The following is a 20,765-nucleotide window of genomic DNA, read 5'->3' on the forward strand; positions in this document are numbered from 1 at the left end:
TCGTTAAGATGCATCTAAATAATATTAATAACCTGCTTTCATTCGTCAGCCAAATGGAATTTGGTCTAATTATAAGTTGGAGAGGAAACCTTCAGTGAAACTGAACAATCTGTCTATTCGTACTAAGCTGCAAGCTATTGTCATCTTCGCAGTTTTAATTCTATTTTCTCTTGGTACATTTAATCTATTAATACAAAAAGATGCGAGCTACGAGCAAAGAAAAGAGCAAGTCCGTTCAAATGTGCAAATCACCTACGAGATTGCGAAACATTATCAAAAACTCGAATCTACGCTTGGCAAACAAGCTGCACAACAAGCTGCGATAGATGCAATTAGCCAAATTAGATACGACGGCAATAACTATTTCTGGATAGCGAGTGCTTCTAATACAATTGTAATGCACCCTACTCAGCCACAGCTTAACGGCACTAGTACAAACACCTTGACAGATTCCAGAGGAAATCACTTTTGGCAAGAAATGTCATCCATTGCTAAAACCACAGGCAGTGGTTTTCTTACCTACTACTGGCTAGGTCCGGATGGTGAGGAGTCCGAAAAGATTTCATTCGTAAACTATATCCCGGAATGGGACTGGATTATTGGTTCAGGCGTCCAAACCTCTGATATTGATAAAGCGTTTCAGAGCCAACTTATAAAAGAGCTTATCGTAGACTCCGTAGCAGCACTTGTACTTATCGTCATTTGTTTGGTTGTTGCACGCAATATCATCAAACCCATTGAATCACTTGTAACGCAGGTTCATAAAGTCGCAGATGGCGATCTCACGGTCGATATGAAAACAGAACGACGCGACGAAATTGGTTATTTAAGTAACGAACTGAGTCGAATGATGGACAAACTCAAAGAGACCATTAGTGCTGCCAAACGTTCAGCGGACTACTCTGGTCAATTATCCAGTAGCATTGCAGCAGCAAGTGAAGAGACGTCAACGAGTATAGACTCACAAAGCCAACAACTTGAGCAACTTGCTACCGCGATGAATGAAATGTCATCAACCATTCAAGATATCGCGGGTAACTCTGAAAGAACATCAGCGACCACAGAGGAAAGCAAAAACTTTGCTGCTCAAGGTAGCCGAAGCATGGGATATACACTTAACAACATAGCTGGGATCTCCGATGACATCTCCAGTACCTACCAGTTAATGGAAGCGTTGAAACAAGGCGTCAATGACATTAGCAATGTCGTCAATGTTATTCATGAGGTCTCGGAGCAAACCAATTTACTCGCGCTTAACGCAGCGATTGAAGCAGCACGAGCTGGTGAACAAGGGCGCGGCTTTGCTGTGGTGGCAGACGAAGTCAGAAACTTGGCAAGCAGAACCCAAGAGTCAACAGCTCAAGTACAAACTACCATCGACAAACTCAATGAACGTACCGAAAGCGTGCTGTCTGTTATGGCTTCAAACCAAACTAAAGTGACAGAGAGCGTGGATCTTGCTTCGCAAACTCAAGACAAACTTGATACTGCTGTCGCTAAGCTCAACGATACTTATGACATGGTGGCACAAATTGCAGCAGCAGCAGAACAGCAAGGAACGGTTGCAAATGAAGTGAATGAAAATGTCAGCATCGTGCATATGTCGATTAGCGAAATACGTCAGGCGAGTCAGAGCCTTGCGGAGCAATCTCAATCTATGGCAGCAGCATCTGACGAGCTGAATCACAAACTCTCTTACTTCCGGGTCTAAAACCCAAAAAACGCTCCATCTAAGATGGAGCGTTTTTCATTATCAATTGTTAAGCTCAGTTATTTTTGGTTATACACCATGATAAAAGTGATGGGCACTGACGTGGCTATTGACGGCAATCCTGCCACCTCACGTAACTTTTCAATGCCAGCTTCTAGTCCAAAATCTGATGCTTGCACAATCACAGGATCCGTCGAGACAATGGCGATCTTGTTTTCAGTCAATCGCATCACCGTTAGTTTGGCTGCGTAAGTTTTCTGCACGCCATGTAGATCCAAAGTAAGATCATTAACAACTGAGTACACTCCACCAATTTGGCTATTGTCCAGTTGACTCATATCGACCACAGTGGTGATCGTCGCTTTGGCAAACTCTGCGACATTAAACAACATCGTTTGCATGCGTTCGTTACGAATAGGAATATTGGTCTCAACACTGGATAGGTCAATGACTACCGTAGCTTTACCATCATCGCTGATTGTCCCCGTCATTGAGGAAAAGTGATGCACTTCACTTACACTGTTTTTCTTAGTCGACACAAATTTTAATGACGAGTTATTACCATCCAACATCCATTCTGCTTGAGCGGGAAGCACGACTATGAAGGCCAACAATATGGTTACCATTCTGACTATCATTTTTTTCTCCTAACTGATCACTGACCTAGTTAGGTTTAGCCTAACCTACCAAAAAACGCCATTTTGCTCACCGCTAGCCTAGATAATCGACACAATCTGTTATTGTCCCATCGCTTTCACTATTCCCATGATGGTTCTCACATTGCGAACATCGTAAGAATTAATTCTATTGCATTGAAATATATAGAATTATTACTAGGCATCGAATTTGCTTACCTGAGAAGAACTCGCCTTTAAACGTCAAAATAGAGGAATAAGCGATGAGTACAAGGAACGTCATCACAATAGCCAGTTTACTCCTATCATGGCAAGTCTATGCTCTTTCTGTAGCAGATTTAACCTTCGAGTCTGGCGCGGAGGCATCAAATTATTCAGCTAAAGGAAAGCCGAGTAACTTATATTCTGTCGCAGACACTTTGCCCCAAGATGTATTAACCAATGTCTACTCTATGCTTCCAGAAGGTAGTGTCGTCAACAGCGCTTTCATTGCGCCAGATAAATATTCAAGCATCGATATTGATGATGAACTAAATGGAGCAGAATATGCGACTGCCCGTATTACATTCCTTAACGAAGGTGCTGGATATCGAAACACTATTGGCTATTTTGTTTTCGACACTAACAATCCCCCTACCGATAAAGACGATATCGACGCTCATATTGTTGTCTTTCCTAATGCCTCAAAACCTGGAGAAGGAGAAATGCAAGAAGGCGATACGATTGACCTTGGCGTACAACTGACTGCTAATCAAACGCTCGCTTTCTTCTTGATTCCGAATGGTTGGGGCTGGGAGGGAAGCTACAACAATATTGCGAACTTTGGGAATTGGGGAACACCTTTTTATAGTTACCCAGCTTTGAATCCAGAAACTACCATGGAACATAGAAGGCATAACGTTGCTTTCCTTGATGTTCAAAATGAGTTTTTGGTATTGAGTTTTGAAGATATAAAACGTCCATCTGGCGATAACGACTTCAACGATCTCATTTTTACCGTTGCGGTCACTCCTTTTGAAGCCATTGATGGCGTAAACAGTGATGGTACAACCGACTCCAAATATGAAACTCTTGTTCAAGAAAACGATCCTGACATCTCTGTCACTTCTGTCTACCCTAGCTCAGACTCTATGGCCACTATCGCTTTTGAAGATCGCTGGCCATTAATGGGGGATTACGATTTCAATGACGTAGTATGGAGTTATAAGATTACCGAGCAAATCAATGGACAGCGCGAGCTGACCAACATCACCATCGACTACACACTGCAAGCTATGGGTGCCGGGTACTCTAATGGGTTTGCGCTCCAATTACCTAACGTCGATCCAAATAACCTTGCTTCGGTTGCCTTGACAAAAAATGGACAAAGCGTCACCCATACTGTTCAACAAGCGTCCAACGACGAAACTATCTTCATCATAGCCGAAGACTTACGAGCAGAGTTATCCGCGTTAGGGGGATTGCCTCTCGGTTGTCATTTCTACAAAACGGATGACACGTGCCTGGCGATGCAACAGGGCATCAGTTTGTCTTATCAACTTACTGTTGAATTAACCAATCCTGTATCGCGCGACCTAATTGGTTACCCGCCCTATGATCCTTTCATATTTGCCTCTGAAGGAGAATATCATGGTGATTTTGTTCAGACACCACCAGGTATGTCTTGGCAAACACACATGAAGGCATTCGGTGGTACAAGTTTTATGGATAATGCATTATTCGGACTTCATGATGACCGCTCTGGCGGAGCACAATCGTTTCTATCAGAAAACAATATGCCTTGGGTGATTAATATTCGTGACCAATGGGAACACCCAAAAGAGCTGGTTGATATTACCGTCGCCTACCCTAACTTTCCTAACTGGGTCACGAGTGCTGGAGAACAAGATAGCGATTGGTACAACTACGCTAGCGCAAACCAAGTAATCTCAAGTTCGGAACAGTAAGGAGTATCCCATGATAAACCCAATAAAACCTCTCACTCTTTTTGCTGCCCTAGCCTCAGTTGTTGCTTGTGGAGGCGGTGGCGGTGGCGGTGGCGGTGGCGGTGGCGGTGGCGGTCAAGATACTGCGAACACAACTCCAGCAAAACCCGTTGAAGCCCCAACTGAAACACCAATTGAACGAACTGCAGATCTTGTTGCAGATAGAACATTTTCATTCGATGTTGGCCAGCTAATCACACTGTCAATTGATAAAGGTAATGCAGGAAAAGGCGCGTTGCATGTCTATAGTCAAGCCGCACACACTTTTGAAAATGGAGATATCGCTGCGGATCCAACTTCACGAGTAACGACCATCTATCCAGCAGAAACCGATGAAGTCACACTGCAAGTTAACAACAACTGGACCAAGATTTACGCTCAATGGGTGCCAATGACAAGTAATGAACAAGAGCAAACCTGGACTATTGACTTGAACCAAACCCAGAACGCTTACCATCTAGCTTTTTGACTAGGCTTGTATTGGGCTCAGCTGAATTTCTGAGCCCATATATCGTTTGGTTTGGTTTGACACTTCATTCATCACCATAGGCTATCGATAATAGTATTGATAACCATTATTGTTTGAGATACGATTGCGCTCTTTTGTTTCTCCCTTTCAGAATGAGCCAATCAATGAAATCACTACTCGCTAAAGGATTAAGCACGGTTTTTCTACTTTCGTTCGCTCTTATGGGTGCATCTGCACATGCACAGAGCCAACGCGTCATAACCGACCAACAAGGCAGTATCACCATCAAAGGCACGCCAACCCGAGTCATCGCTCTTGAATACTCGTTTGTGGACGCTTTAGCTGCTGTTGGTGTTTCACCGGTGGGCGTCGCTGACGACAAGAACATCGAGCGAATTCTTCCAGAGATACGCGAACTGATTAAACCTTGGCAATCAGTAGGAGTTAGGCCTCAACCAAGCCTAGAAGCAATCTCACAGTTAAAGCCAGATCTCATCATTGCCGATGCTGAGCGCCATAGCACGATTTACAACGATCTTATGGCCATCGCACCGACGATATTGTTGAAAAGTCGCGGCGAAACTTACGAAGAGAACTTACAGTCTGCAATGAAAATTGGTGTTGCGGTCAATAAAGCCGATGAAATGGCAGCACGTATCGAAAAACACCATAAAATCATGGATCAATACAAAGCCAAGCTTTCTTCGAACGAGTCGTTTCAGTTTGCTGTGGTAACCGATAAAGGTATGTGGCTTCATGGTCCAAACTCATATGCTGGGGGTGTGATTACTGCGCTTGGATTACATGGTCCAGCGGTGCCAAAAACCGACAAAGCCTACATTGAAGTCAGCTTTGAGCAACTACTCAAGATTAACCCTGATTGGTTATTGCTTGGTCCCTATAAGCCCCACACTGTTTATGATGACTGGCAATCAAATCCATTAAGCAAAATGCTGAAAGTAGAGAAAACAGAGCACGCCGTTAAGGTTTCTCCACAGCTCTGGTCATTAAACCGAGGTATTTTGGCAGCTGAAGGCATCGCCAAAAACCTCTCTGATATTATTAATCAACAGCACTAATTCAGTATGCTTCAATCAACACAGTGCAAGCTCTGGCTTGCACTTATTGCTGGTACGTTGCTGAGCCTAAATCTCTCTTTAGTGGCGTGGTCTAGCTTTGACCTATCTTTTCAATCATTGCAGGGCTTCTGGCTACACTTTGACTCAGCTAGCATGGAGCATCAAATCATCGCAACGCTAAGAATGCCTCGTGTACTCAGCGGTGCATTAATTGGAGCTAACCTCGCTGTTGCAGGCGCTCTCATGCAAGGATTGACTCGTAACCCCCTCGCTTCACCATCCGTGCTTGCTATCAATTCTGGAGCAGCACTATTTATCGTGTTGAGTAGCTTTGGCTTCCTATCTTTATCCTTGCCAACCGCGGTAATGGGTGCGGTTGGCAGCGCGTTAAGTGGTCTGTTGGTTATGTTTCTTGGTGGCGCTTTTGATGATCGTCCACACCCTGTGAAACTGGTACTAGCGGGCATCGCTATCAACGCTTTGTTGCTAGGACTCACACGCGCAACGATTATTATTGCTGACGATCAAGCCTATAGCGTGCAATCTTGGCTCATTGGCTCAATTAGTAACTTAGATTGGTCTGCCCTGCACCAGTTATTGCCAATTAGTGTTGTGGGGTTAGCGTTAGCGTGGGCGCTTGCTCATCCTCTCAACCTGCTAGTTCTTGGTAACGATGTCGCTACAGGCTTAGGCGTAAACACCAGCATGATTCGATTACTGGCTTTCGTGGCTATTATTTTACTAACCAGTATCAGTGTTTCCATTGCAGGCCCTATTGGCTTTGTCGGTCTGTTAATTCCTCATATTGCACGCAAACTTGTTGGACACAGTTTCTTCGCTCTCATTCCCGCGAGTGCATTATTGGGGGCAATCTTAGTCATGTGTTCAGATGTACTTGCCAGGGGTATAGCCTTTCCCACAGAAACACCGGTTGGTATCGTTACTGCGCTGATAGGCACGCCCTTTTTCATTTTTCTTTCTATAAAAAGTCGGTTTAGCTCATGAGTAGAACTTGGCTAGTCCTTATCTCGACGACCCTCGCACTGTCTGTTTTCAGTTTGTTAGTAGGAGTCGCTGACTTATCATTGTCGCAAATAACCTTAACAGCCTTTAAAGGTGGCGAGTACGATTTCGTTGTCAATCACTATCGACTTCCACGTCTCTTCCTCGCCATTGGTGTTGGTGCTGGATTAGGAATCTCTGGAGCGTTGGTCCAAGGCGTGATCCGCAACCCTCTCGCCTCACCAGATTTAATCGGCGTAAGTGCTGGTGCTGGGTTTGTTGCCACACTTTTATTGACAGTATTCCCCAATGCACCAGTTTGGATGCTGCCAGTTGCCGCAATGATTGGTGGCGTATCTGTGGGGTTATTGCTGATCATCATCGCGCGCTCAGTTCAACTACCACCAGCCAGAATGGCACTCACTGGAATTGCTATCAGTGCCTTTCTTGCTAGCGGCATCGATTATTTGCTAGTGGTGCACCCAATCGAGATCAATACTGCAATGATTTGGCTCACCGGCAGTCTATGGGGACGAGGCTGGGAGCAAATGCCTTATATCTGGATGGGGCTTGCTATCTTACTGCCTCTTTCATTGTGGCTCGCATGGCGACTAGACATTGTTGGTCTCGGCGATGAATCCGCCATCTCCCTTGGTGTAGAGCTTGATAAAGTGCAAGCCATGGCACTGATTTGCGCCGTCATGCTTGCCAGTTTGAGTGTGTCTATCGCCGGAACGATAAGCTTTGTTGGTCTTCTCGCACCGCATCTCGCTAGGCTACTGTTCGGACATAATCATAAAGCTTTGCTGACGGGCTCCGCTGTGATTGGTGCTCTTCTTGTCCTTACTGCCGATACCATCGCTCGAGGGATCTCGCCGCCGATCGAACTTCCTGCTGGCGTTCTAACCTCTGTCATTGGCGCACCCTATTTCATCTTCCTACTCAAACGTTACAAGGGCTGGTAATGCTGTCTGTCGAGAAATTGAACGTTGCCTATGGCAACAACACTATTATTGAAAATCTGAATTTGACGATTCCGAAAGGCAAAATTACTGCGCTTATTGGTCCTAATGGATGTGGAAAGTCCACGTTATTGAAAACGTTAGCTCGGATAAACAAGCCTAAATCTGGAAGAGTCCTACTTGATTCTACGCCCTTAGATGAGTACGGCTCCAAGTCTTTGGCCAGACGCCTTTCTATGCTCCCACAAACCCATACCAGCCCGGAAGGAATCACGATTCAAAAACTGGTGGAGTATGGTCGCGCGCCTTATACCTCTCACTGGGGCAAATTGTCCCCTGAAGATAAAGCGATTGTAGCGAATGCAATGCAAGCAACTGGTGTAGAGACACTTGCACAAAGCCCAATTGATGCGCTCTCTGGAGGTCAAAGACAACGTGCTTGGATCGCAATGATCGTCGCTCAGGATACTGAAATTGTGATGCTTGATGAGCCAACGACTTATTTGGATCTATCTCATCAAATTGAGCTCATGCGGATGATGCAAGAGATGCATACACAAGGAAAAACGGTCATTGTGGTACTGCACGATTTAAATCAAGCCTGTCGTTACTGTGATCATTTGGTGGTGCTAAAGCAAGGGCAACTCGTAACCCATGGCACTCCAAAAGACGTGTTTACCCAATCGTTATTAAAAGAAGTCTTTGACCTTGATGCGTTGGTGATTGAAGACCCTATTTCTGGTTCACCTATGTGTGTAGCACGATAATTATATCAATAGGTTATAGATCGCCTTTCGTTAATAATAATAACGTTATTGATAACTATTATCAAAAGCATTAATATCGCCACCCTAATGAGAAACACAGTGGTAATCAGGACACATGGCAAATCAAACTGGGAAGAAAGTCGTCTCCCTTTCGCTTCTCGCTCTGTCAATCGGACAAGCATTTGCGACAGAAGAAGTAAACGAATCACAGCCAATAAACAAACAGAAAACTGACGAAAATATGGTCGTTACTGCGACCCGCTACAGTCAAGATACAGATAAAATTCCGGGCTCAGTTCATGTCATTTCAGAAAAAGAACTGGAACAACAAACTGCGGTATCCGATGACCTAACCAGTGTTATCGCCAACCTAGTTCCGGGCATGACGCCAAGTCGACAAAAGCTCTCTACCCAAGGCGAAAACCTTCGTGGACGTACCGCACTTATCATGGTCGACGGTGTTCCGCAAAATAACCCACTTCGCAATGGTAACCGTAACGGTTACACCGTAGATTCTTCAATGCTAGAGCGTGTGGAAGTGGTTCAAGGGGCAAGTGCCGTACAAGGTAACGGCGCCACTGGCGGTATCATTAACTACGTGACAAAAAGTGCTAAACCAGGCGACCATTGGAAGCAGACCGTTGGAACACGCGTAACCTCAAACCTAAAGGAAGATGGTACAGGTGGTAAAGTCTATTACAATCTGAGTCAGTATGACGAAGATTACGATCTCTTTATTGGCGGTGCGTGGGAGCAACAAGGGCTGTATTACGATGGTAATGGCAACCCGATCGGCATGAACTCCATCCAAGGTGAAACGCAAGATTCCAATGCCACAAACTTTCTCGCTAAAGGCGGCTATAACTTTGATGGCGGCAATCAACGCGTCAGCTTCAGTGCTAGTCGCTACCAACTAAAAGGCAACCAGAACTACGTTAGTGTTCCTGGCGACTGGCAAAATGGCGTTCCGGGAACCGTAGTTCCGGGCACACCTTCTGGCGATCCTACGTCAAACTATGCGGAACTGTATAACTTTGGTTATGACCATTATGACTTCTTTGGTGGCGAGCTGAAATTCCAAGCCTTTTACCAAGACTTTGAAGCGGTATTTGGTGAAGCATCATGGTGGCCAACAGCAAACAAACAATATGATCAAGGCGCTATCGTATCGACCAAAAAAGGCTTTAAGCTAAGTTATGTCAAAACCGATCTTCTTGGCTGGGATGATAGCTGGGTCATTGGTCTAGACGGTCTGGAAGACACCACAAAGCAAACTCTCACTCAATCTGGTAAAGATGTAACACCAGATATGATGTACCAGAGCTTAGCTCCCTTTATTCAGGGCGATATGCTAGTCACCAATTCTCTACGCCTTTCAGGTGGTGTTCGCTTTGAAAATACCAAAGTAACGGTTGCAGATGGTCAAACCTTGTGGGGCTATGGTAACGCAGGGCATCGTCAGGTTGATATTATTGGCGGCGAACAAAACTTTTCTCAGGCCGTCTTTAATGCTGGTGCTGTTTATGACTTTACCCCAAGTATCAGTTCATTCGTTGGCTTTAGCCAAGGCTTCGGTTTGCCAGACATTGGACGTGTGCTGCGTGGTAACTGGATCGGTGGTCCAGCCGTCGTTGCTCCTGTAGGCGGTGCACCTATCGACTTCAACACCATGCCGGCGGTGAAACCTGTTGTAACGGATAACTACGAAGTGGGGCTAAGCTACAGCGATGACAAATGGTTTGTCAGTGGTAGTACTTATATGTCCATCGCTAAAGATGGTGCGAACCTAAGCCTTAACAGCGGCGGTACTTATGATGTTGTACGCCAACGCACCGATATTAAAGGTTACGAGTTCACCGCGACCTACAATATTTTGCCTACTACACAGATTCAGGCACTATATGCTCACGTAGAAGGTCAAGTAGATACCAATCAAGATGGCTCGGTGGATAGTGATATGGATCTTAAGAACCTATCTCCTGATCGCCTATTGATGGCAGTCAACCACAGCTTCTCTGACCGTTGGAATGGTCGTCTACAATACAACCATATGTTTTCTCGCAGTAAAGAGAAAAACGATGCCGGTAGTGCACAGCAGTTTGACGGCTATGGCTTAATGGATGTATCTATGTTCTACGATATGCAGCGTTACGGTCGTATCAGTGTCGGTATTGAAAACCTATTGAACGAGCAGTACATCAACTACTTTAGCCAGATACGCCACCACAATGCGTATTATTTCTCTGGCCGTGGTCGAACATTCAGTCTCGGTTACGAAATCGATTTTTGATTGCTGACAACACTGAACAATAAAAAAGCCCGCTTCAATGAAGCGGGCTTTTTACATTCGAACCAGCAACTGCTATACAGCTAATAGCTGTTGCTTAATCGCATCGTTAGTAAAAGCAGCATTAACGCTATTGCGATAGATATGCATATAGTCTTCTTCGGATAATCCAAACTGCTCAATCACCAACTGAACTTCTTTCGTCATTGTCGTATTCGATACAGTGCGATTATCAGTATTGATGGTGACTGGAATACCACGCTGACGGAAATCCTCAATCGGGTGTACAGTCATGCTTTCCACCGCTTTTGTCTGTACATTACTGCTCGGACACGTTTCTAACGCCACTTGTTTTTCATGCACTAAGTCAAACGCTTGTTGATGAGTGGCGATATGAATGCCATGTCCCACACGCTCTGCACCTAACATGGTAATGGCATCGTAAACGTTCTGCCCTTCGCCTTGTTCACCAGCGTGAATCGTGACGTTCAAACCCTGCTCTTTTGCATATTTCGCAAACGGAACAAATTTCTCACAGAATCCAAGCTCTTCTCCACCCGCGAGGTCAAATGCTGCTACACCTTTACCTAGGTACGCAGCACCAACATCAATAACATCATTAATCTCATCGGTTGGCATATGGCGTAGCAAAGACAGAATAATGTTGCCTTTAATGCCGTGTACTTCTTCTGCTCGTTTCATGCCAGCCACTACTGAGCTGATGATTTCTTCAATATTCAGACCTTGCTCTCTGTGTAAGAGAGGGCCAAAACGAACTTCCATATACTTAACATTTTCAAGTGCCGCATCTTCATAGACTTCAAAGGCGATACGTTCCAAGGCTTCTTTGGTCTGCATCACAGATAAAGGTAGATCAAAACGCTTTAAATACTCGAGTAGGTTTGAGCACGTCTCAGGGGCAATCATCAAGTCACGAATAACTTCAATATCCTGAGAGGGAATATCAACACCTTGGATAGAGGCAAGTTCGATGATGGTTTCAGGTCGCACGCTGCCATCTAAGTGACAGTGAAGGTCGATTTTTGGTAGTTGTTTATAGTTCATCGTTACCTCTCTTGGAATAGTTGATAAGCCTCATTCTTCCATTTACTCACTCCGACTCCATGCAGAAAGGCGACAAGTGTATGCACTTGTTACATAAACATACATGACCCGCGTCGAAGAGCTCAAGGAAATGGAGAGCATTTATACTGATTAATCTAATATAAAGCCACCTCAACTGCCTATTTTTTAGTGAGATAGTTCACTTTTTTTAGGTTAAACGTTTGCTTTTGAAAAGTGGAGTTCACAGATATTAACTCCACACACATCCAGACAGTTCCCACACAATTCACGACATTTCCTCACAGACATCAGATTCGAAACTCTTTAGAGTACGCCCCGAAACAATTTACAAGACTATTTAATAGGTATCAGAATGAAAAAAGCAGTGGCACTCGTTTTAACAGGTCTATTCGCAACTAGCGCATTTGCAGGCGCGGCAGATCCAGGTTTTTACGTGGGTGGTGGTTATGGTTTAATGGAAAGTAAACTAGAAAATAAGGATCGTTCTTACGCTCCGACATTTGATGGTGAACGTTCTTGGCGTATTTATGGCGGATATGCGTTTAACCGCATTGTTTCTCTAGAAGGTGGTTACACAAACTACGGTGCTCTAACTTCAGATAGTAAGTTCACTAAAGGTGTAGAAATCACTCCAACTGCTCTATCGCTGGCTGCTAATCTTGGTTATACCTTCGATAATGGCATTCGCCCATTTGCAACTGTAGGTCTATCGAGAGTATCTGCTGAACTTAAAGCTAACGGTCACAGCGAAGATGATTCTGCAACTGGATTTAGATATGGTGTCGGCGTTGAGTACATGCCAGCACAAATCGATGGTCTTGGCCTTCGTTTAGCATATGAAGCAGACGCATTTAACGTTGATATGGCTGGAGTGGATACAGATACATACAACATCGGTTCCCTATACCTAGGCGCATCATACAAATTCTAAGCTATCTCAAGCACGTCAGTTAGCTTAAAAAAGCCACTTCTCCGAAGTGGCTTTTTTTATATCGACCTAAAAAGACCAACCTGCTTTATAGATAAATGCTGTCTCACGGTCGCCAAACAAAAGAATCTAACTAACGACAACACTCTCCATTCAACCTTCATTTTCGGCAACAAAATAGACGTAAGGAGTCGTGCTTATGTAGCGAAACCGAGTATTTGTGAAGAAGAAGCAGTCACAGCTCCCTATTGATAAACAAGCCATTAATGTAGTGTGCTCATTATGAGCTCACCTAGGTCTTTCTTCGCTCGTTCATTTCCAAAACCTGTACTTATCATCTAATGAGAATGAGCCGCAAGATTTTTGTTTCCTTTCTTATTCAGTAGGAATATAAATTGCGTAATTGGTTTTGATAATAGATAACACAGATATGGGAAATACACAGCAACCCACTACTCAGGTTAATGAAAAGCCACTGCAACTTTTAATGCAAGTTGCCGTGTCTGATACGCCTGTTTCAGCAAAAGATTTAAGCATTCAACTCGGCGTTCCTCTCAGCAGTCTTTATCGTCATATAAAGCTGCTTAAAGAGTGGAACCTTATTGAAGAGAGTCCACACGACAAAACACTGATTGTTGGTCCAGCTGCTCTGATGTTGATGCACAGCTATCAATCAAGTACACACAACCTAGAAGCAATAGAGAGCATATTGTTCCGACTACAAAAGCAGACTGGTGAGATGTCAGCTTACATGGTACCAGTTGGCTATCGTGCTCTATGTGTAAGCTTGCAAGAGAGTGCGCAAGCACTTCGCTGTAGCTATGTAAGAGGACAGAGCCAACCTTTGCTTCGCGGGGCTTCATCTAAAGTGATGCTGGCTTATTTACCAGAATCTCGTTGCGAAAAAATACTGCGTCATTTCGGTGAACACGAAAACGTCACTGATTGGAATAAGGAGCTGGAGCAGATTCGTCGTCAGGGATTTGCCATCAGTACGTCTGAGTTCGACCCGGGTGTAACGGGCATCAGTGCGCCAGTAATGAAAGGCTCGAAATTAATTGGTGCTGTTTCCATTATGGCTCCTGCCTATCGTGTAGAAGCCAACAAGGACAGATTCATTCTACATGTATTGCAGGCAGCAAGGGCGCTGCCACCAGAAAGGTAATTCATCATGCTCAACGTCTTCAAACAAATCTGGAAACGTCGTTATCATCCTGCTTTAGAGAGCCAACTTTCCGTATTCACGGTATCGGAAGCCATCAAGCCTATGAATAATGCCCAGTTTGAAGACGCTGACTCCCTCCTAGAAACCGCCTACGACTGGCTAAGCTCACAACAAAATTCTCATTCAATGAGAAAAATTGGCCATTATCCAATTCTGGGTAGTTACTGCTCCGAAAGACCTTACTTCGAAAGCCCAGTTGCAAAACGCGACTTCACCGGTCAGCTCAACCAACAACTTGCGGTTGGTGCAATGCCGCTCGTCATTACCAATTGCCACGAAACCTTGCTCGACATTATTCCCAATCTACTGATCGACAAAGATGAAATTGGTATTGTAAACATCAACGCAGAATTGCTACTCGATCAATGTCTTGATGTCACAGTCGGTTCAATGCTGCATTTCGCACTTAACAGATATAATGAGTGCCGCGCCTTTCATATCGGCATCGACAATAATCGCTGCAACAAAAAACAGTTAGAGTACGCGGAAGATATGGGATGTGATTGGCTTCTTTCAAATGAGGTGGTGTACAGAAATCGAGCAATGATCAAAGAGCAGCTTGCGCGATTTATCAGTCACTGCGACAGACTGGTTGTAACCATCGATCTGCCTTCTATTTCGAGACACAACTCAAACCTAGAGAAGCACAAGCTCGATGTGGCTATGGTATTGCGAGTGCTACGTCAGTGTTTAGCTTCAGATAAGGTGCTATTAGTTCAGCTTGTGGGTGCTAAGGAACAACACATTTACTCTAAACCAACCCAGCTTCTTGTCCAAGAAACAGGGCTGTTCTTTTCCTAGATAAATCAATCGTTACACCTGATAGCGAGCCAAGAAGAGCTCGGCAGTAGACAACGCAAGTTGCTGAGCAACTTCGTCGGGCAATGTATCCGTCATTCCCATCAATTGTGGCCAAAAGCAACTACCTTTAATTAGGCTATGCAACTGAACGCTTGCCACACTAATATCTGGAATAGTCAGTTGTTTTTGATCATTCTTGTGCTCTAACCATTTGTATAAGGCAGTTTCTTGCTTCGACATTTTGTCCGCTTGAGCTTTCAGCTCCTCTGGTCGATAAAAGTAATGTCCAAACGCAACCTTCGACAAATCAATATAAGCAGGATTGTTCAAGATGCCTATCTCATGCGACAGTAAATAGACTAGCTGCTGTTTGAGATCCATCGACGCCAAAGGTTGCAAGTCAACATCCATCATAGATTGTCGCCACAAATCCGATAGCAAACTCATAACTAATACTTCTTTTGACTCGAAATGATTATATACCGTTCGTTTCGACACACCGGCCATCGCCGCGAGTTTATCCATACTAGTATTATGTACACCAAACTCGTGAAACGCGTGTTTAGCCGCTTCAATAATAGCCTCGCGCTTCATTTCGCTTCGCGTTTTTTTCTTTTCTGTCATTGGGTTACTCGACAACTCGAATTTTTCTTCCCGTATTTTACACTAATCAGTTTACTTTTCACATTTTAAAAGTAAACTACACTGGTTAGTTTACAAAAGACTTCAGCTATCGATCTCATTACAGCCCGTCTTTTAATCGCGATAGGAAATATCATGAGAAAGTCACTAATCGCCTCAATAGGAGTTCTAGCAATGAGTACCACTGCCTTAACCGCTTGCAGCAACACAGAGAAAGACCTCGAGCGTTATCCAGATAAATACGTCAATACTGAGTTGGAATACCAATCGAGCTTTAGCGACATCGTTAAGATCATGAAGTCTTATTTCACCACTGAGCGCGATGCCCCAACTCCGACCTTCGACTTACCTGTACATGTGATGACATCAGAACAATTGTTGAGTGAGCAACAAGATGTGGTTTATCGGCTAGGACATTCTAGCGTTATTATGAAGCTAGATGGCCAGTTGGTCATGGCAGATCCAGTTTTCAGCGATAGAGCATCGCCGGTGCAATGGGCTGGGCCTAAACGCTTTCATAAGACGCCAATATCCCTAGAAGATTTACCGCAGATAGATGTGGTTATCATCAGTCACGACCATTACGACCACTTAGACAAAGCCTCAGTCAAAGCACTGGCAGATAAAGTTAATCACTTTGTTGTGCCACTAAAAGTAGGTGATTATCTTGTCAAATGGGGAGTACCTAAAAACAAGATTACCGAACTTGCATGGTGGGAATCGCATGAGGTCAACGGTATCACATATACCCTGACACCGACTCAGCATTTCTCTGGTCGTGGCTTAACGGACCGTGATTCTACCCTTTGGGGTAGCTGGGTCATTAACAGTCAACAAGCCAACGTGTTCTTTTCTGGAGACTCTGGTTACTTTGGAGGATTTGCTGAAATTGGCGAGAAATATGGGCCTTTTGATTTTACTATGATTGAAACTGGCGCCTACAACAAGTTGTGGTCACAAATCCACATGTTCCCTGAAGAAAGCGTGCAAGCCCATATCGACGTCAAAGGTAAGGTCATGATGCCTATTCACAACAGCACTTTTGATTTGTCCATGCACGATTGGCATGAACCGATGAGCAGAGCTCTAGAGATAAGTCAGGAACGTGGTGTAACTATGGCCTCGCCAGAGATTGGACAGCGTTTGGAAATTCACAACCCAACGCCAGTTAAGCAATGGTGGAATCAATGAAGCTAATTCATTCACTTCTGATAGGTGGACTACTGATAGGCTCCAACGCCTTCGCCAATACTGAGGAAGATGTACGATATCTGATTAATCAAATGCGACAATCTGATTGCGACTTCATACGTAACGGTGATAGCCATAATGGTAAAGAAGCAGCAGAACACTTAACCCGAAAATGGAACTACGCTAAGGATGATGTAGCCTCCATTCAGGTGTTTGTTGAAGAAGTAGCGTCGAAAAGTTGGTTCACCGGAACACCCTACTACGTTATCTGCCAAGGTAAACAAACTACAAGTGCTGACTGGTTAACTCAGCAATTGAAACTGAAGTAATATTCTTTTGATTACTAGGCGTTTGGTTGAAAGCCAAGCGCTTTTCTTATACCCACTAGCCCTAAGATCCACCCTGACCCACACAATAGAGATGTCTACTTTTCAACCATAAATCGATACATAATTTTAACAATTAAAATTTTTATACATTTTTATTGCATAAATAACACTTCTGATAGTATAGTTCACACAATGATTTTTAATGCAGTAAATCAGCATGGGTATTCAAGCAAACAACCTCAATAAGTTCTACGGCACGACTCAAGTTTTGCACGATGTCAGCTTTCATTGCGGCAAGGGTGAAACCTTGGTTCTCTTAGGTCCGAGTGGTGCTGGTAAAAGCTCTCTACTTCGCTTGTTAAATTTGCTGGAAATGGCAGATGGCGGGGCGCTCAGTATTGCGAATAATGACTACGACTTCGATCAACAAGTATCTGAAAAACAAGGTTTAGCGCTTCGTAAGCAAGTCGGGATGGTTTTCCAACAGTATAACCTTTGGCCTCATATGACGGTAATGGAGAACTTAATTGAAGCGCCCACTAAGGTAGCAGGCGTCTCGAAAGAGCAAGCCACACAAGAAGCCTTAAAAATGCTTTCTACACTTCAACTCGCTGATAAAGCCGATGCGTGGCCACTACAACTATCAGGTGGTCAGCAACAGCGCGTTGCTATTGCAAGAGCATTGATGATGAAACCTGAAGTCTTGCTCTTTGACGAACCAACAGCAGCGCTTGATCCTGAAATCACAACGCAGATCGTCAATATTATCAACGAATTGAGTGAAACGGGCATCACTCAAGTGGTTGTTACACATGAAGTTGATTTTGCGAAGAAAATTGCCAGTCATGTTCTTTATCTCGAAAAAGGCCGAGTCATCGAACATGGCAAAAAAGACGCATTTAAAAACCCAACTACTCAAGCTTTTGCTGACTACTTAACACACTAAATAACAATGGAGATTGCCTTCATCGCAATCTGACAAGGAGAATTATTATGAAAAAGATGTTACTTGCTTCACTGATTGGTCTGGCTTCTTACGGCGCAATGGCACAACAAGAAATTAAATTTGCAATGGAAGCGACTTACGCACCATTCGAATATGTCGATGAAAATAACCAGATCCAAGGTTTTGATGTAGACCTTGCTAACGCGCTATGTAAACAGATTGAAGCCAAATGTAGCTTCCATAACCAAGCATTTGATAGCTTAATTCCTGCACTTAAGTTCAAACGCTACGACGCAGCGATTTCTGGTATCGATATTACTGAGGCCCGTCAGCAGCAGGTTAGCTTTACCAATGCTTATTACGACAACTCAGCGGCTTTCGTAGCGATGACAGGTAAGGTTGCGTCACAAGCAGCACTAGAAGGTAAGCGTGTAGGTGTTCAAAACGGTTCAACGCACCAAAGCTACCTATTAGAGCAAATGCCAGGCGTAACAGCCGTACCTTATGGCAGTTACCAAGATGCGTTTATCGATATGCAAAATGGTCGTATTGACTCTGTATTCGGTGACACGGCAGTTGTCGCAGAGTGGTTTAAGAAAAACGATAAACTGGCTTACGTTGGTGACCAAATTACTAACCAAAAATACTTTGGTAACGGCTTCGGCATCGCCGTAAACAAAGACAACCAAGCATTGGTTGACCAGCTAAATACAGCACTTAAAACAGTAAAAGAAAACGGCGAATACCAAGCTATTTTCGATAAGTACTTCGGTAATTAATATGGGTTTAACGGGTTACTCGGCGTCACTCGTACAAGCAAGTTGGGTAACCATCCAACTTGCTTTCGTCAGCCTTTTGGTTGGCTTAGTACTGGCGATCATTTTTGCTGGTGGCGAGATGTCTCGCCACAAAATCATCTCTTGGCCAACCACGGCAATCGTCACCATTATTCGTGGCTTGCCAGAACTTCTAGTCGTTCTGTTTATCTTCTTTGGTTCTACACAAGTCTTGTTTCTGATTACGGGAGATTTCATTGAGGTTAGCCCGTTCTTAGCTGGTGTCATCGCACTCTCGTTAATTTTTGCCTCTTATGCAGCACAAACCATTCGTGGAGCACTAAAAGCGGTACCCAGTGGTCAGCGTGAAGCTGGCAGTGCATTAGGCCTAAGTCGTGCACGTGTTTTCTTTAGAATAGTACTGCCACAAGCGGTTAAGCATGCCCTACCCGGACTTACCAACCAATGGCTCGTACTATTAAAAGATACCGCTTTAGTCTCACTAATTGGCGTTACAGACTTAATGAAACAAGCACAATTAACCTCTGCGGCGACACATGAAGCGTTTACTTGGTATGCGACCGCAGCGGCGATTTATCTTGTTATCACATTGATTACTCAAAAAGCAGTAAAAGTACTAGATAAAAAGTTCTCCTCAAAAGAAATGGCCGTCGGTAGCAAAGGAGTTACAGCATGAATCAACAACATGTTTGGCAAATGGTCGATGGCTTGCAAACAAGCCTACAGCTCACTGTAGTAGCACTGATCGTAGGCTGCCTGCTTGCGTTGCTGATGACGCTTAGCTTGATCCTTCGAACACCAGTAGTTCACTGGCTAACGCGTGGCATCATCACTCTTTTTACTGGTACACCATTATTGGTTCAGATCTTTCTGGTCTACTACGGGCCGGGGCAGTTTGAAGTCATTAGAGAAAGTTTTTTGTGGACATGGCTAAGCCAACCTTGGTTCTGTGCCATGCTTGCCCTTGCACTTAATACAGCGGCGTATAGTACTCAGCTATTTAAAGGTGCGTTCAATGCTATTCCATCAGGTCAATGGCAGGCATGTCGTGCGCTAGGGATGGATATGAAAGCAACGCTGCGTGTCTTGCTTCCGTTTGCGATTCGCAGAGCGATACCAGCTTACTCTAATGAAGTGATCTTAGTATTTAAAGGCACATCGCTGGCCAGTACCATCACCATTATGGATATTATGGGCTACGCACAGCGTATCAATGCTCAAACTTACGACACACTCGTCGTCTTCAGCGTGGCAGGGCTTTTCTATCTTGGGGTCAATGGCATTCTTACTTTGATATTCAGACAAGTTGAGAAAAAAGCTCTGGCTTTTGAAGCAGCACGCTAAATCCACTGGCGCTGAAAAAGATTAGCAGCTAAAAAAGTGGAGCAAGCGCTCCACTTTAAATCATTACTTTCATTGAGAATACCAACACATCAGTAAACAGGGCTGTCTCAAACCCCAGATGTTTATAATGTAATGTTAGAGTCGGAGCAAACACTGGCGTGATACCACCAAGCTGTACGCTGTTCTGCTCTTTTGTGTATCCGGTAATTCCCCCTATTCTTAAGCCAACTTTTGCCCAAGGGGTCCAGTCGAACTGAGGATGGTAAGACAAGATGTACGAACGCGTATCAAAACTGTTTAGTAGCGTAAATGCTTCCCATCTCTTGTAACGAACACCAACGATATAGTTATCCTGGTTTCTGCCCGTTGAGGTTAAGTGCTCAGTCCACCCTGCAAACGTGACGTCAACATTGCCTTTCCATTCATCAACCTGATGATTCTCTTCTTTGACAGAGTCTTCTGTCGCAAACACAGTAGAGCTAGTTGCGATAAGAACAATGAGTAAAGCGATGCGGCTTACCATACCAGTTTTTCCGAATACTATGTGGAGGGGTGCTATGCTACAAAAAGTCTGCTCGA

At 44.2% G+C, this 20,765-nt stretch carries 21 protein-coding genes; 17 read left to right on the forward strand and 4 right to left on the reverse strand.

What is annotated here, in order from left to right; all coding sequences use genetic code 11:
- Positions 1–94 precede the first annotated feature (94 nt).
- Positions 95–1,711, forward strand: a complete 1,617-nt coding sequence (locus JKJ11_RS21110) for a methyl-accepting chemotaxis protein (protein ID WP_252039953.1) — start codon at positions 95–97, stop codon at positions 1,709–1,711.
- A gap of 59 nt (positions 1,712–1,770) precedes the next feature.
- On the opposite strand, the gene JKJ11_RS21115 is transcribed toward JKJ11_RS21110, so the two are convergent.
- The gene (locus JKJ11_RS21115; RefSeq protein WP_124941349.1) at positions 1,771–2,349 is read right to left on the reverse strand and encodes a YceI family protein; all 579 of its coding nucleotides are present in this window, start codon (positions 2,347–2,349) and stop codon (positions 1,771–1,773) included.
- A gap of 260 nt (positions 2,350–2,609) precedes the next feature.
- On the opposite strand from JKJ11_RS21115, the gene JKJ11_RS21120 reads away from it, so the two are divergent.
- The 7 genes from JKJ11_RS21120 to JKJ11_RS21150 all read left to right on the forward strand — a co-directional run bounded on the left by JKJ11_RS21120 (position 2,610) and on the right by JKJ11_RS21150 (position 10,900).
- Complete coding sequence (locus tag JKJ11_RS21120) at positions 2,610–4,292, forward strand: LruC domain-containing protein (RefSeq protein WP_252039954.1); 1,683 nt, start codon at positions 2,610–2,612, stop codon at positions 4,290–4,292.
- A gap of 10 nt (positions 4,293–4,302) precedes the next feature.
- Entirely contained in the window at positions 4,303–4,800 is a 498-nt protein-coding gene (locus tag JKJ11_RS21125) for a hypothetical protein (RefSeq protein WP_252039955.1), read from the forward strand.
- 95 nt (positions 4,801–4,895) lie between these two features.
- Complete coding sequence (locus tag JKJ11_RS21130; RefSeq protein WP_412104940.1) at positions 4,896–5,879, forward strand: Fe(3+) dicitrate ABC transporter substrate-binding protein; 984 nt, start codon at positions 4,896–4,898, stop codon at positions 5,877–5,879.
- Positions 5,880–5,885: 6 nt separating this feature from the next.
- A complete protein-coding gene (locus JKJ11_RS21135) occupies positions 5,886–6,884 on the forward strand; it encodes a FecCD family ABC transporter permease (RefSeq protein WP_252039956.1) in 999 nt (332 codons plus the stop codon).
- Positions 6,881–7,846 carry an iron chelate uptake ABC transporter family permease subunit gene (locus tag JKJ11_RS21140; protein WP_252039957.1) on the forward strand — a complete coding sequence of 322 codons (966 nt, stop codon included), beginning with the start codon at positions 6,881–6,883 and terminating at the stop codon, positions 7,844–7,846. The genes JKJ11_RS21135 and JKJ11_RS21140 overlap by 4 nt, the downstream gene beginning before the upstream one ends.
- Complete coding sequence (gene fecE, locus JKJ11_RS21145; RefSeq protein ID WP_252039958.1) at positions 7,846–8,610, forward strand: Fe(3+) dicitrate ABC transporter ATP-binding protein FecE; 765 nt, start codon at positions 7,846–7,848, stop codon at positions 8,608–8,610. Before JKJ11_RS21140 ends, fecE begins: the two co-directional genes overlap by 1 nt.
- A gap of 115 nt (positions 8,611–8,725) precedes the next feature.
- A complete protein-coding gene (locus tag JKJ11_RS21150; protein WP_252039959.1) occupies positions 8,726–10,900 on the forward strand; it encodes a TonB-dependent receptor in 2,175 nt (724 codons plus the stop codon).
- Positions 10,901–10,972: 72 nt separating this feature from the next.
- Here JKJ11_RS21150 and add read toward each other — a convergent pair whose 3' ends face one another.
- On the reverse strand, positions 10,973–11,962 hold the full coding sequence (gene add / locus JKJ11_RS21155; protein WP_124941356.1) for an adenosine deaminase: 990 nt from the start codon (positions 11,960–11,962) through the stop codon (positions 10,973–10,975).
- 373 nt (positions 11,963–12,335) lie between these two features.
- On the opposite strand from add, the gene JKJ11_RS21160 reads away from it, so the two are divergent.
- The 3 genes from JKJ11_RS21160 (at position 12,336) to JKJ11_RS21170 (ending at position 14,937) form a co-directional block, all read left to right on the forward strand.
- Positions 12,336–12,914 (forward strand): porin family protein, encoded by a 579-nt coding sequence (locus JKJ11_RS21160; protein WP_252039960.1) that lies wholly within the window; start codon positions 12,336–12,338, stop codon positions 12,912–12,914.
- Positions 12,915–13,341: 427 nt separating this feature from the next.
- Entirely contained in the window at positions 13,342–14,076 is a 735-nt protein-coding gene (locus JKJ11_RS21165) for an IclR family transcriptional regulator (RefSeq protein ID WP_006074682.1), read from the forward strand.
- A 6-nt stretch (positions 14,077–14,082) separates the two neighbouring features.
- Positions 14,083–14,937: an arginase gene (locus JKJ11_RS21170; protein ID WP_088878816.1), complete on the forward strand. Its 855-nt coding sequence runs from the start codon at positions 14,083–14,085 to the stop codon at positions 14,935–14,937.
- 12 nt (positions 14,938–14,949) lie between these two features.
- Here JKJ11_RS21170 and JKJ11_RS21175 read toward each other — a convergent pair whose 3' ends face one another.
- Complete coding sequence (locus JKJ11_RS21175; protein WP_252039961.1) at positions 14,950–15,561, reverse strand: TetR/AcrR family transcriptional regulator; 612 nt, start codon at positions 15,559–15,561, stop codon at positions 14,950–14,952.
- 153 nt (positions 15,562–15,714) lie between these two features.
- Between JKJ11_RS21175 and JKJ11_RS21180 the strand changes: the two genes are divergently transcribed.
- The 6 genes from JKJ11_RS21180 (at position 15,715) to artM (ending at position 20,186) form a co-directional block, all read left to right on the forward strand.
- The gene (locus JKJ11_RS21180; RefSeq protein ID WP_252039962.1) at positions 15,715–16,770 is read left to right on the forward strand and encodes an MBL fold metallo-hydrolase; all 1,056 of its coding nucleotides are present in this window, start codon (positions 15,715–15,717) and stop codon (positions 16,768–16,770) included.
- Positions 16,767–17,099 (forward strand): DUF5329 family protein, encoded by a 333-nt coding sequence (locus JKJ11_RS21185; RefSeq protein WP_124941360.1) that lies wholly within the window; start codon positions 16,767–16,769, stop codon positions 17,097–17,099. The genes JKJ11_RS21180 and JKJ11_RS21185 overlap by 4 nt, the downstream gene beginning before the upstream one ends.
- 217 nt (positions 17,100–17,316) lie before the next feature.
- Positions 17,317–18,045: an arginine ABC transporter ATP-binding protein ArtP gene (gene artP, locus JKJ11_RS21190; RefSeq protein ID WP_252039963.1), complete on the forward strand. Its 729-nt coding sequence runs from the start codon at positions 17,317–17,319 to the stop codon at positions 18,043–18,045.
- A 47-nt stretch (positions 18,046–18,092) separates the two neighbouring features.
- The gene (locus JKJ11_RS21195; protein WP_252039964.1) at positions 18,093–18,824 is read left to right on the forward strand and encodes an arginine ABC transporter substrate-binding protein; all 732 of its coding nucleotides are present in this window, start codon (positions 18,093–18,095) and stop codon (positions 18,822–18,824) included.
- Position 18,825: 1 nt separating this feature from the next.
- Positions 18,826–19,518, forward strand: coding sequence for an arginine ABC transporter permease ArtQ (gene artQ / locus JKJ11_RS21200; protein WP_038227185.1), 693 nt, complete (start codon positions 18,826–18,828; stop codon positions 19,516–19,518).
- Positions 19,515–20,186: an arginine ABC transporter permease ArtM gene (gene artM, locus JKJ11_RS21205; RefSeq protein ID WP_006074674.1), complete on the forward strand. Its 672-nt coding sequence runs from the start codon at positions 19,515–19,517 to the stop codon at positions 20,184–20,186. Before artQ ends, artM begins: the two co-directional genes overlap by 4 nt.
- A gap of 55 nt (positions 20,187–20,241) precedes the next feature.
- On the opposite strand, the gene JKJ11_RS21210 is transcribed toward artM, so the two are convergent.
- Entirely contained in the window at positions 20,242–20,709 is a 468-nt protein-coding gene (locus tag JKJ11_RS21210) for a hypothetical protein (protein ID WP_006074673.1), read from the reverse strand.
- Positions 20,710–20,765: the final 56 nt, after the last annotated feature.

Source organism: Vibrio sp. SCSIO 43133, from assembly GCF_023716845.1.
GTDB lineage: Bacteria > Pseudomonadota > Gammaproteobacteria > Enterobacterales > Vibrionaceae > Vibrio > Vibrio mediterranei.